At 33.2% G+C, this 18,190-nt stretch carries 17 protein-coding genes; 11 read left to right on the top strand and 6 right to left on the bottom strand.

Annotated features, from left to right (window positions below; genetic code table 11):
* Positions 1–171: 171 nt before the first annotated feature.
* The 5 genes from ACP7BT_RS07715 to ACP7BT_RS07695 all read left to right on the top strand — a co-directional run bounded on the left by ACP7BT_RS07715 (position 172) and on the right by ACP7BT_RS07695 (position 4,041).
* Positions 172–1,254, top strand: coding sequence for an MDR/zinc-dependent alcohol dehydrogenase-like family protein (locus ACP7BT_RS07715; RefSeq protein ID WP_037537804.1), 1,083 nt, complete (start codon positions 172–174; stop codon positions 1,252–1,254).
* A 43-nt stretch (positions 1,255–1,297) separates the two neighbouring features.
* Positions 1,298–2,296 (top strand): dihydroxyacetone kinase subunit DhaK, encoded by a 999-nt coding sequence (locus ACP7BT_RS07710; RefSeq protein WP_041079201.1) that lies wholly within the window; start codon positions 1,298–1,300, stop codon positions 2,294–2,296.
* Positions 2,297–2,308: 12 nt separating this feature from the next.
* Positions 2,309–2,941, top strand: coding sequence for a dihydroxyacetone kinase subunit DhaL (dhaL, locus tag ACP7BT_RS07705; protein WP_041079200.1), 633 nt, complete (start codon positions 2,309–2,311; stop codon positions 2,939–2,941).
* Positions 2,942–2,971: 30 nt separating this feature from the next.
* Positions 2,972–3,418, top strand: coding sequence for a ribose 5-phosphate isomerase B (gene rpiB, locus ACP7BT_RS07700; RefSeq protein ID WP_002482477.1), 447 nt, complete (start codon positions 2,972–2,974; stop codon positions 3,416–3,418).
* 209 nt (positions 3,419–3,627) lie between these two features.
* Complete coding sequence (locus ACP7BT_RS07695; RefSeq protein ID WP_002482478.1) at positions 3,628–4,041, top strand: DUF2871 domain-containing protein; 414 nt, start codon at positions 3,628–3,630, stop codon at positions 4,039–4,041.
* Between the two features lie 105 nt (positions 4,042–4,146).
* On the opposite strand, the gene ACP7BT_RS07690 is transcribed toward ACP7BT_RS07695, so the two are convergent.
* Together ACP7BT_RS07690 and ACP7BT_RS07685 are read right to left on the bottom strand one after the other, a co-directional pair.
* The gene (locus ACP7BT_RS07690) at positions 4,147–4,695 is read right to left on the bottom strand and encodes an ABC transporter substrate-binding protein (RefSeq protein WP_235304903.1); all 549 of its coding nucleotides are present in this window, start codon (positions 4,693–4,695) and stop codon (positions 4,147–4,149) included.
* Positions 4,614–5,033, bottom strand: coding sequence for an ABC transporter substrate-binding protein (locus ACP7BT_RS07685; RefSeq protein WP_228482852.1), 420 nt, complete (start codon positions 5,031–5,033; stop codon positions 4,614–4,616). The genes ACP7BT_RS07690 and ACP7BT_RS07685 overlap by 82 nt, the downstream gene beginning before the upstream one ends.
* A gap of 147 nt (positions 5,034–5,180) precedes the next feature.
* Here ACP7BT_RS07685 and ACP7BT_RS07680 point away from each other — a divergent pair, with 147 nt between their 5' ends.
* Both ACP7BT_RS07680 and ACP7BT_RS07675 read left to right on the top strand, forming a co-directional pair.
* Positions 5,181–6,212: an NAD(P)/FAD-dependent oxidoreductase gene (locus ACP7BT_RS07680; RefSeq protein ID WP_002482481.1), complete on the top strand. Its 1,032-nt coding sequence runs from the start codon at positions 5,181–5,183 to the stop codon at positions 6,210–6,212.
* A 150-nt stretch (positions 6,213–6,362) separates the two neighbouring features.
* Positions 6,363–6,764, top strand: a complete 402-nt coding sequence (locus ACP7BT_RS07675; RefSeq protein WP_037537807.1) for a GNAT family N-acetyltransferase — start codon at positions 6,363–6,365, stop codon at positions 6,762–6,764.
* Positions 6,765–6,834: 70 nt separating this feature from the next.
* Here ACP7BT_RS07675 and ACP7BT_RS07670 read toward each other — a convergent pair whose 3' ends face one another.
* Both ACP7BT_RS07670 and ACP7BT_RS07665 read right to left on the bottom strand, forming a co-directional pair.
* Entirely contained in the window at positions 6,835–8,199 is a 1,365-nt protein-coding gene (locus ACP7BT_RS07670; RefSeq protein WP_002482483.1) for a sugar porter family MFS transporter, read from the bottom strand.
* 217 nt (positions 8,200–8,416) lie between these two features.
* Positions 8,417–9,406 (bottom strand): acryloyl-CoA reductase, encoded by a 990-nt coding sequence (locus ACP7BT_RS07665; protein ID WP_041079196.1) that lies wholly within the window; start codon positions 9,404–9,406, stop codon positions 8,417–8,419.
* A 272-nt stretch (positions 9,407–9,678) separates the two neighbouring features.
* Between ACP7BT_RS07665 and ACP7BT_RS07660 the strand changes: the two genes are divergently transcribed.
* Positions 9,679–10,197, top strand: a complete 519-nt coding sequence (locus tag ACP7BT_RS07660) for a GNAT family N-acetyltransferase (RefSeq protein ID WP_037537810.1) — start codon at positions 9,679–9,681, stop codon at positions 10,195–10,197.
* Between the two features lie 251 nt (positions 10,198–10,448).
* Entirely contained in the window at positions 10,449–11,273 is an 825-nt protein-coding gene (locus ACP7BT_RS07655) for a hypothetical protein (RefSeq protein WP_041079194.1), read from the top strand.
* A 91-nt stretch (positions 11,274–11,364) separates the two neighbouring features.
* Here ACP7BT_RS07655 and ACP7BT_RS07650 read toward each other — a convergent pair whose 3' ends face one another.
* Positions 11,365–13,053: a CDP-glycerol glycerophosphotransferase family protein gene (locus ACP7BT_RS07650; RefSeq protein ID WP_041079193.1), complete on the bottom strand. Its 1,689-nt coding sequence runs from the start codon at positions 13,051–13,053 to the stop codon at positions 11,365–11,367.
* Positions 13,054–13,350: 297 nt separating this feature from the next.
* Between ACP7BT_RS07650 and ACP7BT_RS07645 the strand changes: the two genes are divergently transcribed.
* Complete coding sequence (locus tag ACP7BT_RS07645) at positions 13,351–14,952, top strand: L-lactate permease (protein ID WP_011302489.1); 1,602 nt, start codon at positions 13,351–13,353, stop codon at positions 14,950–14,952.
* 148 nt (positions 14,953–15,100) lie between these two features.
* Here the strand turns inward: ACP7BT_RS07645 and ACP7BT_RS07640 are convergent, their stop codons facing one another.
* Complete coding sequence (locus ACP7BT_RS07640; RefSeq protein ID WP_037537812.1) at positions 15,101–16,249, bottom strand: glycosyltransferase family 4 protein; 1,149 nt, start codon at positions 16,247–16,249, stop codon at positions 15,101–15,103.
* A 392-nt stretch (positions 16,250–16,641) separates the two neighbouring features.
* Here ACP7BT_RS07640 and mqo point away from each other — a divergent pair, with 392 nt between their 5' ends.
* Entirely contained in the window at positions 16,642–18,120 is a 1,479-nt protein-coding gene (gene mqo / locus ACP7BT_RS07635; protein ID WP_002482490.1) for a malate dehydrogenase (quinone), read from the top strand.
* Positions 18,121–18,190 lie beyond the last annotated feature (70 nt).

Raw genomic sequence — 18,190 nt, 5'->3', positions numbered from 1 at the left:
TTCACATCCTTTTTAGTATCACTTTTATATTAACATAAATTCGATATAAGAAAATAAAAAGAAAACAAAACGAAAATAAATGAAAAAATATTTGTGATAAATGAAAAAGTATATTAGAATTACACATATAGATGAAAGCGTTTTCTAAAAATGATAAGGGAGCTGTTAATGATGAGTAAGAAAAATTATCCTGAAACAATGAACGCAGTAGTCGCATACGCGCCTGGAGAATATAAATATGAAACAGTTGAAACGCCAACGATAGAACATCCTAAAGAAATTGTTGTGAAAGTTGAAGCATGTGGTATATGTGCTGGTGATATAAAGGCTTATGGCGGTGCACCAAGTTTTTGGGGTGATGAAAAGCAACCTTCATACATTAAAGCACCTATGATTCCGGGACATGAATTTATAGCACGCATTGTAGAAAAAGGAGAAGATGTTACAGATTTTGAAATTGGAGATCGTGTGATTTCAGAACAAATCGTACCTTGTTGGAATTGTAGATTCTGTAACCGCGGCGAATATTGGATGTGTGAAAAACATGATCTTTATGGATTCCAAAGCAATGTTAACGGTGGTATGGCGGAATATATGAAATTTACTAAAGAGGCTATTAATTACAAAGTACCAGAAGATATGCCTATTGAAAAAGCCATTTTAATTGAACCATATGCATGTAGCTTGCATGCCGTTCAACGTGCCAATATTAAATTAGGTGACTTTGTTGTCTTATCTGGTGCCGGTACACTAGGTTTAGGTATGGTTGGCGCAGCTAAAAAAGCGGGTGCGGAAACATTAGTCGTCTTAGATATGAAAGATGATCGATTAGAATTAGCTAAAGCATTTGGTGCTGATATTGTTATGAACCCATCAAAAGTGGATGTAGTAAAAGAAATTAAAGATATGACGGAAGGATATGGTTGTGATACGTATATTGAAGCAACTGGCCATCCTAAGTCTGTAGAACAAGGTTTAAGTGCAATTAGAAAATTAGGTCGTTTTGTAGAATTTTCTGTTTTTGGAGATCCAGTCACGGTGGATTGGAGTATTATCTCTGACCGTAAAGAATTAGATTTAATGGGTAGTCACTTAGGACCTTATTGTTATCCATTGGTTATAGATGGTATTCAAAAAGACGACTTCCCTACAGATGGCGTTGTCACACATCAACTACCTTTAAAAAATTTTGAAGAAGGATTTGAATTGATGAAAAAAGGAGATCAATCGCTAAAAGTGGTTCTAGTACCATAAATTAATATTGTCAAACACAACGTCGTAAAAGGAGCGTTTTAAAATGAAAAAAATGATTAATAACCCAGATAATGTGATTGAGGAACTAATGTCTGGTTATCTAATTGCTTATCCAGAATATATTAGACGTTCTGAACTCCATAAGAGAGCTTTAATAGGCAAAAAGAGAAATGACAAAAGAAAAGTTAGCATATTGATAGGTGGCGGTTCGGGTCATGAACCAGCGTTCTTAGGATATGTTGGTAAAGGTATGGCAGATGGTGTAGCCGTTGGAAATATTTTTGCTTCACCTTCGCCAATACCTATACAGGCAGTTACAAGAGAAATAAATCGTGACCATGGCGTACTTTATATCTATGGAAACTACGCAGGAGATTTAATGAATTTTGAAATGGCGAGTGAAATGACGGAAATTGAAGATGATATTGTGACTAAGGCAGTGATTGGTAATGATGACGTCGCTTCTTCCAAAGATATAGATGATCGCAGGGGGATTGCAGGAGAATTATTACTTTATAAAGCGGCTGGTGCGGCTGCAGACTTTGGTTATGATTTAGAAGAAGTTAGACGTATTGCGCAATTGGCAAACGATCAAACGCGTTCAATGGGTATTGGTTTGAGTCCATGTTATTTGCCGCAAACAGGTAAACCAAGCTTTGATTTAAAAGATAATGAGATGGAAATCGGTTTAGGTCATCACGGTGAACCTGGTATTGAAAAAACAACAATTCGCACAGCTAAAGAAACGGTTCAAGTTATTATGCAAAATATTTTAAAAGAAGACATCTATCACGCTGAAGATGATGTTGTTGTTTTAATCAATGGTTTGGGCGCCACTTCACAAATGGAACTTTATATTATCAATAAAGAAGTAGATGCAATTTTAAAAGATAATCATATCAACACATACCGAACATTTATAGGGAATTTCATTACTTCAATGGAAATGGGTGGCTTTTCAATTACATTGATGAAAGTTGATGATACATTGAAGCGCTGTATAGATCATCCTATAGATTGTCCAAATTTCAAAGTCATTTAGGAGGAGCGCATTATGACATTAACAAATGAATCATTTAAAGTGTATATTTTAGCTTTAACCGAACTTTTTGAAAATAAAAAAGATGAACTTTGCGAATTGGATAGAAAAATTGGTGACGGTGACCATGGCGTAACGATGGATATCGGTTATCAAGCTGTTAAAGAAACAATTCAAAATGAATTGGCAGACCAAGATGATATTTCAAAAATTAGTGTAGCAGTTGGTAAGCGTTTCTTAGATGCTGTCGGTTCATCTGTCGGACCATTGTACGCTTCAGGCTATTTAAAAGGTGCCGTTGCTGTTAAAAATGAGACATCTTTAGATGATGAAGGTCTCTATCAATATTGGATTGCTTTTTGTAAAGGAATCCAGGATAGAGGTAAAGCTAAAATAGGTGATAAAACGATGATAGATACACTTGAACCTTTTTACAAATCATTAGAACATGCACAACAATCAGGTGAATCGTTTGCTGATGCATTTCAAGTAGCGTTAGGTGAAGCAAAACATGGTATGGAAAGTACTAAAGATATTGTATCGAATAAAGGAAGATCAAAACGTTTAGGATATCGTTCCCAAGGACATGTAGATCCTGGCGCAATGTCTGCCTATTTGATGCTAGATACATTTAAACCATTTATATAAGGTATGAAGAAAATTTAAGGAGGAATTTTAATGAAAATAGCAATTGGTGCAGACCATAATGGATATGATTTAAAAGAAGCGGTCAAAGCGCATGTTGAGCATTTAGGACATGTAGTTGAAGATTTTGGTTGTCATCAATGTGCTGAAACGGACTACCCTGATGTAGCGGCTGAAGTTGGAAAAAGCATTCAACAAGGTGAAAACGAACGCGGTATTTTGATTTGTGGTACGGGTATTGGTGTAGCAATTACTGCAAACAAAATAAAAGGCATACGTGCAGCATTAGCACACGATTATTATTCTGCAGAACGTGCACAATTAAGCAATAATGCACAGATTTTAACTATGGGGGCACAAATTATAGGTGTTGAAGTTGCTAAAAAAAATGTTGAAGCTTATCTTAATGTGAGTTGGGAAGGTGGTTCACAGCGCAAAGTTGATAAGATCGATAAAGTGGAAGAAAGTGAAAATAAGTAAAACATAACTGGATTAATAATATAAAGGCTAAGCATCCTATACTAGCGCTAAAAATAGGATGCTTAGTTTTTAATTTGTAGTTATGTGATAAACAAGACGTGGTTATATATAAGGTAAAGCAAAGACGTCGTAGTATTTCTATATGTTTGAAGAATTGTCACTGTAATTTTAAGATAATTGTCATATAATATGCTTGAGGAGGATTATCTATGCGTAGAGTATTATATGCTTTTTTAATTTATACAGTTTTAGGCTTACTCAGTGGTTTCTATTATCGTGAATTGACGCTTGCACATCATTTCACTGGTGATACACAACTCGTTGTAGTACATACTCATACCCTTATATTAGGGATGTTTATGCATTTGATTTTATTGCCTGTTGTAAAAGTATTTAAACTAAGTAGTTATTATTTATTTAATTGGTTCTTTATTGTTTATAATATTGGCGTATTAACGACAATAGGTATGATGTTTACCAAAGGTACATACCAAGTCATTGGAATGACTGTGCCTGAATCTTTTGCGGGATATGCAGGTATAGGTCATACGATTTTAACTGCTGGCTTTATACTATTATTCTTCTTATTAAGAAATGCAATAGTGAAAGACCCAAGGGATTAATTAAAAAGCTGCTAACAATGCGTAAACCATTGTTGGCAGCTTTTGCTTTTTTATAAATAATTTTTATCTACAGTATTAGTAAAAATGAAACGAGATGGTACTATATTATTTTTTTGATTTTAATGCTTTATAAAAAATATCACGTTGTTTTTCTAAAGAAATAGGGTCATTATACTGTGTTTCTGTACCATCAAATTTAATCACCTGATTATCTTTAACTGCTGGTAGATTATTCCAATAATTAGTATTTTCGAACGGTGCAGGTTGATCACCATTTGTCGCAATAACTGCAAAATCGCCTATATAATCTTTGAAATTTTCAGGATTAATAGGTGTGGCAAATTTGTCTTGAGTTGCGTTTTCTAGCGCTTTAGGTTGCTTCATACCATAACCATCATATAAGATTTCTGTGCCTCTACCTAAATGATCACTAAATGCCATAGTACCTTTTGGAGTTTGTTGCAATACTGACACAGTCTTGCCTTTAATTAATGGTGACAATTCTTTTTTATCGTCGGCCATTTGTTTATCCCAGTCTTTAATCCATTGTTTAGCTTTCGACTCTTCATTGACTAAAGCGGCAAGTTTTTTTGCATGGTCTTTATAAGTAGATTTTTCTGAATCAAAACTACGGTTGGAGCAATTTTCTGTAATTTTTTAATATTTTTATCTTGTATTGTCGTTACGATAAGGTCCGGTTTTTGATTAGTAACTTGTTCAACACTGGTATTATCAATACGCTTAATGCCTTTTGTAACATCATTTAATACTTTGTTTTTCTCTACAAATTCTGGTACGGCAATCGGCTTATGGCCAAATTTTACCAATGCGCCGATATAAGTTGGGTGTAAAACAGCAATTCTTTTAGGGTTTTTAGGAATTTTAACTTCTTTACCTGTATCATCCTTAAAAGATTTTTCAGTGGATTTATTTTCACTATCGTTCTTTTTACTTGAATCTTGTGTGCTGCAAGCGCCTACAAATAATGTCAAACAAATTAAAATTAATAACAATTTCTTCACAGATTAACAGCTCGTAAATTTTAAGAATTTTGAAAATTAAAAGGTTTTCATTGATAATCGTTATCAATTATAGCATAATGTAGGAAAGACACAAGCTGAATTTTGGGAGGATGCTTTATGGATGATGTTATTATAATTGGCGGAGGTCCTGCAGGATTATTTGCTAGTTTCTATTCAGGCTTAAGGGGTATGCGTGTGCGTATTATAGATATCCAGGATAAACTTGGTGGTAAAATGCATGTATATCCAGAAAAGATTATTTGGGATATTGGTGGATTAGCTCCAAAACCTTGTTTTGAAGTAATTCAAGATACAGTTAAGCAAGGTTTGCATTTTGAACCAGAAGTAAATTTAGAAGAACGTGTGATTGATATCAGGAAAATAGAACAACAACACTTTGAAGTTGAAACTGATAAAGGTAATGTATTTTCTAGTAAATCAGTTATTATTGCGATTGGTGGCGGCATCATTAATCCGAAGCAACTCGATATTAAGGATGCAGAGAGATACAAATTGACAAATTTACATTACGTCGTTCAGTCATTAAAAAAATTCAAAGACAAACATGTATTGATTTCAGGAGCTGGCAATTCAGCATTGGATTGGGCAAATGATTTAAGTGGCTATGCTAAAAGTGTAACGCTAATATATAGAAAAGCTGATATTAAAGGTTATGAAGTCATGAAAGAAAAATTGGAACAATTAAACGTTAAAAAATTACCGAATACACATATACATCAATTAATTGGTGATGAAACGCAAACGCAGATTGAGCAAGTCATCTTAGAGAATATTGAAACTGGGGAACATACTGTAAAATCATTTGATGATGTCATCATTAGTCATGGCTTTGATAGAGAGAATACATTACTTGAACAATCTTCTGCTAAAGTAGATATGTTTAATGAATATAGCATTAAGGGCTTTGGTAATACTGCTACAAGCATCGATGGTCTATATGCATGTGGTGACATTATTTATCATGAAGCTAAAGCACATTTAATTGCAAGTGCATTTAGTGACGCTGCGAATGCAGCTAACCTAGCTAAACTTTATATAGAACCAAAAGCAAAAGCAGAAGGCTATGTTTCTAGCCATAATGAGATTTTCAAAGAATCTAATAAGGTAGTTATGAAAAAATATTTATAGCTTACAGCACATGATGCTTTTTAAACGACAGCGGAAAAACCGTTGTCGATTTTTTTATACAAAAAGCATTATTTATATGAAGGATAGTTTGAGAATTATTACAGACTATATCATAATATAGAAAACATAAGTTATAGGAGATGTGGCACGATGATAGAGATAAAGCATGAAGCACCTAGTGTAGTTGATTATAGAAATTTGCGAAAAGTAGCAGGGTTAAGTGAGAAATCACAAAAAGCTGCGGAAAAGGGCATTAGCAATGCATGTTTTAATGTGACCATATATCATGGAACAGACTTGATAGGTATGGGACGTGTCATCGGTGATGGTGGTACAGCATTTCAAATTATTGATATTGCTGTAAACCCTGAGTTTCAAGGACAAGGTTATGGTAAAACGATTATGTCGCATATCATGTCATATGTAGAAAATGAAGCTGAAGAAGGTACTTATGTTAGTTTAATGGCTGATTATCCAGCAGATCAATTTTACGCACAATATGGATTTATCACTACAGAACCTCATTCTTGTGGTATGTATATCAAATTTTAAGCATAGTATGGCAATAAAAAAGGGTGAGTCGCATTATGGCGATTCACCCTTATGTGTGTCAGTTTATAAATTATTTTGATTCATGAATATTTGCATCTGTGGCATTTGTTCTAGAACGTAAATCAGCTTCAATTTCTTCTAAACTACGACCACGTGTTTCAGGTAAGTATTTGATGACAAATATTAGTGCACAAATCCCGATCACTGCAAAAATTAAAAATACTTGTTCTACAGGTAAGACTTCAGTCAATATTGGGAAGAATTGAGCAACTAATAAACTTCCGATTGACAATACTAATGCTGCGGCACCCGTTGCGGCACCACGTGCACGCATAGGGAATAACTCTGGTAACATTACCCATAATACAGGTCCCCAAGTAAAACCAAAGAATATAATGAATAACGTTAAACAAGCCACGATAATCCAAGCAGAAGATTGAATACCAATTGTCCAAATTAATACGGCCATAATAAGTAATGAAGCAACCATGCCAATATTACCAATGACTAATAAGCGTTTACGATCAATTTTATCAATAATCATAATTGCAACAATCGTAATGATAACGTTCACAGTACCAATACCAACAGTACCTAAAATAGAAGTAGCATCGCCTAATCCTGCTTTACTAAAGATAGAAGGTGCATAATATATAATGGCGTTAATACCGATAATCTGTTGTAGCAAAGCAAATATACAACCAATAATCAGTGTTGGACGTAACCATGGTGATTTTAAAACATTCCATGTACTTTCAGAGATACTATTAATTTCTTTCATATCTGCGATTTCTTTATCGATTTCGCTGTCTTTAAATGTTAATTTCATAACATCACGTGCTGCTTTTTCACTTCTATGTTCAAGTAACCATCTAGGACTTTCAGGCATAAATGCGACACCAATTAATAAAATAAGTGACGGTACAACTGCAAGACCTAACATCCATCTCCAACCTTCGATAGGTGTGAAAGCATAGTTGATTAAATATGAAGATAAGATACCAATCGTAATCATTAATTGGTTTAAAGAACTTAAAGAACCACGTTGTTCCGTAGGTGCCATTTCAGATAAATAAACTGGAACAATGGCAGTAGAGCCACCAACAGCCAATCCGATAACTAAACGACCTATAACTAATACGGGCATTGAAGGTGCTAATGCTAAGATAAGTGCACCAACAATATAAACAATAGCTATCACAAATACCACACGTCTACGGCCAAGTCTGTCAGATAATGGCCCACTTGCACCAGAACCAAAGATGGCACCGACAAGCATAGATGCAACAACCAATCCTTCTGTAACACTATTCAATGGTATATCATCTTTTATAAATAATAGAGCACCCGATATTACTCCCATGTCGTAACCATAGAGTAAACCTCCCAATGCACCAAGGAAAAAGATGAGTTTTTTATCTACTTTAATTTCCATAAAAACCCTCCTGATAAGTTTCGATATCAATAAGTATACGCTTTCATATTTTGGTTGTAAATATTAAAATATAAGATTTTTATTTATTCATATCTATTTATATTAGATATCATTTTATTCATATACGAATAAAAAAGGGACGCTTTTAAATCAATAAAAAAATAAACCTTAATTTCCTTTTTAAAAGAAAATTAAGGTTTATGTTAAGGATTAAGCATTAAGCATTAAAATCAATGACGATTCTACCTGAATTATTATCTTCAAGTACTTGTTTAATATTATCTTCAATATCATTAAAGTGGATTACTTTTTTAATATCATGTAAGTTATCTGGTTTTAAATCTTTAGCTAAACGGCGCCAGATATGTTTGCGTTGTCTCATTTCAGTATAAACTGAATCAATACCTATAATACTTACGCCTCTCAAGATAAATGGAAATACTGAGCTATCAAATTTTGCACCTGCTGTCATACCAATAACAGCAACCATACCATTGTAATCCAATTGTTTCACGATTTGTGATAAACTCTCTCCGCCAACTGGGTCAATGACACCTTGCCAAGTTCGTTTGCCAAGTGCTTTTTGATCGCTATTAGCAATGCGGGAAATAACTTCTTTAGCACCAAGCGCTTTTAGTTTGTCCTCTGCACCTTTTTTGCCAGTACTAGCAATAACATCAAATCCAATTGAATCTAACATCATAATCGCTAATGTACCAACACCTCCGGTAGCACCACGTACGAGTATATCTTTCTTTTCGATAGAAAGGCCGTTATGTTCTAACTTTTCAATAGCTAATCCAGCTGTATATCCAGCTGTACCATAAATCATTGCTTCTTCTAATGTTAAATCCTTTGGTAATGGTACAATCCATTCTTCTTTAACACGTGCATATTCACTAAAACCACCAAAATGGCTAGTCCCTAAGTCATAACCCGTAACGATGACTTCATCGCCTTTTTCGAAAGCATGTGTATCTGAATGTTCTACAACACCAGCTAAATCAATACCTGGAATCATTGGATAAGAAGAAACAATTCTTGAATTTTCTACTGTAGCAAGCGCATCTTTATAATTGATTCCAGAATATTTTACTTTAATAAGTACATCGCCTTCTGGTAGATCATCTACTGAAATATCTTTATATTGATTCACGACTTTGCCGTCTTGTTCATCGACTACAAAGGCTTTGAATGTGTTAGTCATTACTGAATGGCACTCCCTTATGTATAAAAATTACGAACAATTAAAAAACAAGACCTACTTTATCATGTAATTGAATATTACACAATAAGCCAAACCTAGAGTATTTATAAGAAAGCGTTTTAATTTAAAAAAACTTTTAAATTACATAAAATTCGTAGATTTATTCTATACAAAGTGAATAAGTTAGAACTGAGTCAGGTGCTTTTTAAAATAGTAACCTGTCTTCGACTTTAGTATAATGACAATAAAATATAATGTGGGGTGAAAGCGGAATGGATCAATCTATAGAAATGGTTAAACTAGATGAAGTTAAAGTATTAAGAGAATTAAGTATCACTACGTTTAGGACGACGTTTGAGCATGGTGAATATACAGATGAAGATTTCGACGCATACTTTGATGAGGCTTATGCAGAAGATCAATTACTACAAGAGTTAAAAGATGACAATTCATTCACTTATTTCTATAAGGAAAATCGCGACATTGTTGGATATTTTAAATTAAACATTAATGAAGCACAAACTGAACCAAAGGGGGATGCGTATCTTGAGATTCAACGTATCTACTTTTTACCACATGCCCAAGGTGGTGGGCGGGGCAAACAAGTAATTGAGTTTGCCACTGCGAAAGCGCGTGAATTAAATAAAAAGAAAATATGGTTAGGCGTGTGGGAACATAATGCACAGGCTTTTAATTTTTATAAAAAGCAAGGATTGTCGGTGACAGGTGAACATCAATTTTATACAGGGAATGTTGTAGATACCGACTTGATAATGGAGAGAGACATCTGACCTAGGTATGTTAATTTGACATGTGTAACGATTTAAATTGTCGAAGATGTGTAATCTATCAATATAAACTTAAAAATTCTTTTGATTTTGTTAAATTTATATTTTCTTTTGAAAGAATTTTGATGAAAGATGTTCATTTTTGAATTTATAGTGAATAACATAATAATTCTCATCAACCCTAAATGGTAGCGTGATACATACTAAGTAACCTTTGGGTCATGAGTATTATAAATTCAAGGAGGTTTTCATATATGAAAAAATTATTAGCAGGGTTTTTGACATTATCATTAGCACTAGTTGCTTGTTCAAATGGTAGTGATGATGACAGCAGTAAAAAGGATGATAGTTCAAAAGACAATCAATCTTCTGAGGATAAGTCCAAAGATTCTAAGAACGATGACAAAAAGAACAATGATTCTGATAAAGACAAAGATAACAATTCAGATTCAGACAAAAATTCAGATAGTAAATCTGATGACAGTAGTTCAAGTGATCGCAATAATGCAGATGATGAAAACAGCTCGGATAATGCGTCAGTTTCAGATAGTTCATCAAGTAACAATGACAATAACGCAAATAGTGATGGCTCAAGTTCAAATGCTGATGGAGATAATTCATCAGGAAACAATGACAATGCTAACAATGCCACATCTTCAGAAAGTAATGGCAACGAGAATGGTACTATGAATGATACTAATGGTAGTAATTCAAATGATAATGCAAGTGCAGATGCAAATAATGGTGCTTCTAGTGCCAACACATCGCAATACGTAGCGCCGTATCAAGGTCAAAATGCAGTGCCAGTAGCACAAAATATTACATCTGGTACACCTGATTCACAAGCTGCATTACAAAACTTACCGAATTTCCAAAATGCTTTAGATAATGCTACAACTGAAGTGAATGGTTTAAATGGACAATCTAATCCATATAATGATTATGCAATTGAAGGTAGCGAAGGAAATTATAGCTATATCTTCAGTTTCCAAAATCAAGCGCAACCTGGAACATATACAATAGCTACAGTTGATCAACAAGGTACTGTTAGAGTAGTGGACCCTGCTTATCAACAATAATATTGAATTTAGGTTTAGAAAAAGTGAGCCAGTCTTTTAATGAAGTCTGGCTCACTTTTTTGTTTGTTATTTAGTTATGACATAGTCTCAATTACTTAGATTTAATACATTTATGAATGATGTGAGAAATTGTTTCAAAGGCATGATTATCTTTATTAATAAATTCAGTATGATGAACATCTTTCATTTGATGACTGATTAAATCATTTAACAATGCTTTTGAATCACTATAACGTACAGTTGATAATGCGTGCATCACGTCATCATATACACCACGTTCTGTTACATATTTTTCATGATCTGGTGTATATTGACATACAACTTTATCTATCGATAGGGCATCAAATATAATCGATGAATAATCAGTCAATACAATATCAGATACTAACAATAAATCTTGAACTTCAATATGCGTAGGTGCAATGATTGCATTTTCAGGCATATAATCTGATTGATCTTCAATATGTCCTTTGAATATCACATTATATTTGTTAAGTAACCCGTCACTTATAGGCAATAAATCAACTTCATCAAAATGTGAGTGCCAAGTTGGAACATATAATAGTGTTTCTTTGTCAGGATCCAATTTAAGTTCTTGTTTGATGAAAGAAATATAATGTTTATCAGATTGTTTGTCCATTAAATATCTAACTCTTGGATAGCCACAATTTAAAATATGAGTTTGTTGTTGTGGAAAAGCAGATTTAAAGTGTTCAATAATTGGGGCACAGTCACTGATAAAATAATCTTGCTGTAACCATTTATTATATTTACGTGCTCGATAATTGTAAATGTTAAGATTTTGCGTCGGTTCCATACTGTCTAAAAACAATTTTTTTATAGGTGTGCCATGCCATAGTTGGATAATGGTACCATTTGGTTTTAAATTGTCTGGAATATAGCTTTCCAAAATAACAACCTGGGCACTTTCTATGAGAGACTTGGTTTTAGGGTCATCTGGTTTTATAAAATTGGGTCCATTTACATCATTCGTAATGAAATATATGGGTAACTTAGAAAAATGTTTTGCAAAGTGATTGAACAAATAGCGAGAATTACCTCTGAAACCATAATCAAAACCTAAGAATACAATATGGTCTTTAATGTTTGATTTATCTTTTTCATATATATAGCTCATATTTTGGTGTTTCTTTACAAAGTGATTTTGAATCATTTTAAATAACCAATGTGGTAATTTAAAATGCGTGCGATTTAAACATTTGTCAGTAAAACGCATTTGATCAGGAGCCAATATTTCGTTGTTTTTAAAGGGCAACGGGTGATTATGCGTATAAGCTAATTTGTTTAAATTGAATTTTGTAGTATTTAATGGCGTTAGATTTTTAATATCATGCCAAATGCGCTTACTTGTTATAAATTCAGAATTAAAGTTAAAAACGACATGACTATCTGTTATGACATCATCTTGCATTAAAGATATCAAAGCCAAATCGAATATATTATTAATATCGTAATTATTTAAGATAGATTGTGTTGTTTCTATATGATATATCACATTTGGAAAATGATTAATATTTTCTATCCAATCATTAAATGTAATGTCTGATTTACCGAAGTATGTGCAATCGTTGATATATTGATTTTTCACTGTATAGTCCGCTACAATCGTACACGGTTTTAATGATACAGCCTCAAGCATGGGTTGATATATGTCTATGCTGTCATTTATTAAGACAAAGTGTGTACAGTCTTCGTGTCTAGCTTTCTCCAGCTCAGATTCTAAATCATGAACTGCAGTAATTTCAATTTGTTTTATCATGAATATCCCTCTACTTAATAGTTAATAATCTTATTTTACCATGTTGCGTACGTGAGACAAAAGATATCCGTGAATAAAAAACCCCGAGCAAAACTCACTATATTTAAATTTATTCTTTACAGCAATGTAAATTAAATGTAATTATAGGGTATGAGTTGTAGCATTTAAAAATAATATTTTAAATTTTTATTGAATTTGGTAGAAAAAATGCTATAATTTAATTGTGAAAAAAATCACAATAAGGAATCGTTTTTATACACAATCATAAATATATGTAGAAAGTAGAAGTGAGTCAAAATGTTTGTAGATACGTTTAACCCCTTTGATAACGTCCTGTTATCATCAATTGTTGCAGCAGTGCCGATTGTTTTATTTCTTTTATGTTTAACTATTTTTAAAATGAAAGGCATTTATGCATCAATCACAACTGTTGTTGTTACAGTTATTATTGCTATCGTCTTCTTTAAACTACCTGTAAATATTGCATCAGGTGCTGTTGTAGAAGGATTTTTCCAAGGGATTATACCCATTGGTTATATCGTTGTAATGGCAGTTTTACTTTATAAGATTACGAATGAAACTGGTCAATTCGATACGATTCAAGATAGTATATCGAGCATTTCTCAGGACCAACGTATTCAATTGCTATTAATTGGATTCGCATTTAATGGATTTTTAGAAGGTGCTGCTGGATTTGGTGTACCTATCGCTATTTGTGCTTTATTACTTACACAATTAGGATTTGCGCCATTGCAAGCTGCCATGTTGTGTTTGATTGCAAACGCTTCAGCAGGTGCTTTTGGTGCCATTGGTTTACCAGTTACAGTTATAGACACATTAGGTTTACACGATAGTGTGACAGGTATGGCAGTTTCTTCTATGTCTGCTTTAACACTTGTGCTTATGAATATGCTTATTCCATTTTTATTAATATGGATTATAGACGGATTTAAAGGTATTAAAGAAACACTACCAGCGATACTTGTAGTTGCGATTACTTTCACTGTTTTACAAGCAATCATTACGGTGTTTATAGGCCCAGAATTAGCAGATATCATACCACCATTAGGTGCAATGATGGCACTTGCAATATTTTCTAAAAAATTCCAGCCAAAACATATCTTTAGAATTAATAAAGATGAAGAACCTCCAAAAATCAGCAAACATCAACCTAAAGAGATTATTTATGCATGGAGTCCATTCGTCATTTTAACAGTAGTTGTAATGATTTGGAGTGCATCTTTCTTTAAAGCGTTGTTTGTTCCAGGTGGTGCGCTAGAATCATTCGTGTTCAACATTGCACTACCAGGTACATATAGTGAAATCGCTAATAAGGCGATCACATTACCGTTAAACATCATAGGTCAAACAGGAACAGCTATTTTAATCGTTATTGTTATTACAATTTTGATGTCCAATAAAGTACATTTTAAAGATGGTGTGCGTTTATTCAAGAACGCATTTAAAGAGTTATGGTTACCAATCATTACGATTTGTTTTATTTTAGTTATTTCTAAATTAATGACTTATGCAGGTTTGAGTAATGCAGTAGGTGAGGGAATTGCGAAAACAGGTAGTATTTTCCCATTATTATCACCAATTTTAGGTTGGATTGGTGTATTCTTAACTGGTTCAGTTACGAATAACAATACTTTATTTGCGCCAATTCAAGCCGCGGTAGCAAGCAATATTGGTGCAAGTGGTGCGTTACTTGTTTCTGCAAATACCGTGGGTGGTGTTGCAGCAAAATTAATTTCACCTCAATCAATCGCTATTGCAACAGCCTCTGTACAACAAGTAGGTAAAGAATCAGAATTACTTAAAATGACACTTCGTTATAGTGTGGCTTTACTGGTTTTCGTATGTATTTGGACTTTCTTATTAAATATATTTATATAGAAAAAACAGATATTAATTTCAAATGGATTTATTTTTAATAGCTTATTATAAAACAAACGCCTACAAAGTAGTCATATGTATGTCTACTTTGTAGGCGTTTTTGCATTGTGTAAGGTGAAAATCCTATGATTGTCGGTTTATCTAATGTCTAAGTATCAAGCATATGTCTAAAAGAAAGATAGATTGCATTTGGCCCATAAGTCTCAACCGTTTGATAACCATTTTCGATAATAACTTGATCCTTAAATTCTTGGTTAATGAGACGGCGTAGTTTGTTTGCTAAAGCGTCTACATTGCCATGTTCAATTAAATAGCCATTTACATTATTTTGAATAATTGATTCAGGACCAGCATTTCCGTCAAAGCTTACTACGACACTGCCTTGATTCATTGCTTCTAATATAACCATGCCAAACCCTTCATTGCGGGATGGAATAACTGTCAGTTCGCTTTTAGCTAATTTTTCATTTAATTGATGTGTTGCGCCTTGAAGAAAAACAATATCCTCTAAGTTATTTTTACGGATCAACTTGGATAAGTTGTCTCGTTCTTTACCATCACCATATATGTGGACCTGATATCCAAATTGCCTCATATTTTCTTGAATTAGATTAATACTGTCAATCAATAAATCAAAGCCTTTTTCGTATTCTAAACGTCCGGCGGCACTAATATTTTTAACTTTTTGTTCTTGTAAGCGTGTTTCATTGATAATATTTGGGATTACAAAAGTAGGGATGTGTATGTAATCTTGATATTTTACTTTATCAGTTTCAGTTAATGTTGTTAATTTGTCTAGATTTTTATAGGCATTAATGATTTCTTGTTGATATGCTTCTGGATGCGCATCAAAATTCATGTGCTCCATACCAATTTTTTCACATTTCATAGGCGCATGTTGAGCAATAAGTATATTAAAACTTGCGCGTGTCCCAATTAGGACATCGGTATTAACGTGTTTAATTGCTTTAATCATTTTCTTTTCTATATAATGTGAAAATTGATTAAGACCAGGTTCGTGTTGGGAAATATACTTGGGTTTCGATAAGGATGTCCATTTAGTAATACGATTAAATAAGATATCTTTAAAATTAAAGGGATGTAATTGGTAGTTAACTAAGGGCTTAACTTTAATGGATGGATTGATATCAAAATAAGGTGATGTGTCTCCTTTAAAAACGGAAATAATTTCCACGTGATGTCCTTTTTCAGCTAGAACATTAGCGATTTGGGAAATCGATTTTACCGTTCCACCCATCGCATAAATATTATGCATAAAAAAAGTGATTGATTTCATAAAAACCTCCAAGCGTACTTTACTTAAATTGAAATCCATTATATCACGAAATGTGTGGTGGATTTCTTTATTTTCTTTGTTTATAAAACGTTGTGATAAATAAAGTATACCTCGTTTTAATAAGTATAATCATCAAAATATGATATATTCTAGTTAACACTTATTAACAAAATTTGTGTAAAATTACTGAAACCCCTTTTTTCATGCGATAATTACGTATATAATTAGAGAGGTATGAAGTAATTGTGTTATTGCGTTAAATACATAAATGGCAATAAGACGAATTTTTTATTTTTAAGTTATAGAAAACGCTTTACTAAATTAGTGAACGTATTATAAAAGTAAAGATAACGTTTCTATTAAACACATATAAAAGGGGGACTGTATTTGTTATGAGTACACAACATAGCAAAACAGATGTCATCTTAATTGGTGGCGGTATCATGAGCGCAACACTAGGGACGATTTTAAAAGAAATCGCTCCTGAGAAAGAAATTAAGATGTATGAAAGGTTATCAACACCTGCTGAAGAAAGTTCGAATGCATGGAATAATGCGGGCACAGGGCACTCTGCATTATGTGAATTGAACTATACGAGCGAAAATAAAGACGGCACAATTGATATCAAAAAAGCGGTTAAAATCAATGAACAATTTCAAGTTTCCAAACAGTTTTGGAGCTATCTAGTGAAACAAGGGCAACTCGATTATCCAGAAGCATTTATTAAACCAGTGCCTCACATGAGCTTTGTTCAAGGGATTAAAAATGTAGACTTTTTGAAAAGACGTGTAGAAAGACTAAATAAAAACATTTTATTTAGTAATATGGAAATCACGGACGATAAAGATAAGATAACTGAATGGACGCCTTTAATTATGGAAGGACGTACGTCTAATATCCCCATGGCGATTAGTTATGATAAAACAGGTACAGATGTTAACTTCAGTGCATTGACTAAAAAATTATTTGAAAATTTAGAAGATAAAGATGTAGCATTAAATTATAAACACGAAGTTGAAGACATTAAACAGCGTAAAGACGGTGTTTGGGAAGTGAAAGTTAAAAATCTTGATACAAACACTATAGAAATTGTAGAAAGCGACTTTGTATTTATCGGTGCAGGTGGCGCAAGTTTACCATTATTACAAAAAACAGGCATCAAAGAATCTAAACATATAGGAGGATTCCCAGTTAGTGGGCTCTTCTTAGTGTGTAGAGATGAAGCGATTACCAAAAAACATTTAGCTAAAGTATACGGTAAGGCACCAGTCGGCGCGCCGCCAATGTCTGTACCACATTTAGATACACGCTATATAGATGGTAAACGCACAATTTTATTTGGACCTTTTGCTGGTTTTTCACCGAAGTTTTTAAAAACAGGTTCAAATATGGATTTAATCAAGTCTGTTAAACCTAATAACATAATTACCATGCTTTCTGCGGGAATTAAAGAGATGAATTTAACGAAATATCTTATTTCACAACTTACCTTATCCAACGAAGAACGTATGGAAGATTTACGTCAATTTGTACCGAACGCAAAGAGTGAGGATTGGGAAGTTGTTGTTGCAGGACAAAGAGTACAAGTAATCAAAGATACTGATCAAGGTAAAGGTACCTTACAATTCGGTACAGAAGTCATCACTTCTGAAGATGGCTCATTATCTGCATTACTTGGTGCTTCACCTGGCGCTTCTACGGCGGTAGATATTATGTTAGATTTATTGAAACGTTGCTATAAAGATGAATTTGAAGGTTGGGAAGAAAAAATTAAAGAAATGGTTCCTTCTTTCGGTATGAAATTATCTGAGAATGAAGCACTTTATACGCAATTAAACAAAGAGATTACGAAATATCTTAAAATTAACTAGAGTTATTGGTGATTAAGGATGACAAATAAATAAGCCATGAACTAATGAAGTAGAAATTGTGCATTGTATA

It is taken from the genome of Staphylococcus sp. Y174-1, assembly GCF_049897865.1.
Classification (GTDB): domain Bacteria; phylum Bacillota; class Bacilli; order Staphylococcales; family Staphylococcaceae; genus Staphylococcus; species Staphylococcus saprophyticus.
Note: the sequence above shows the minus strand (reverse complement) of the source record. Positions and strands in the feature narration are given on the sequence as shown.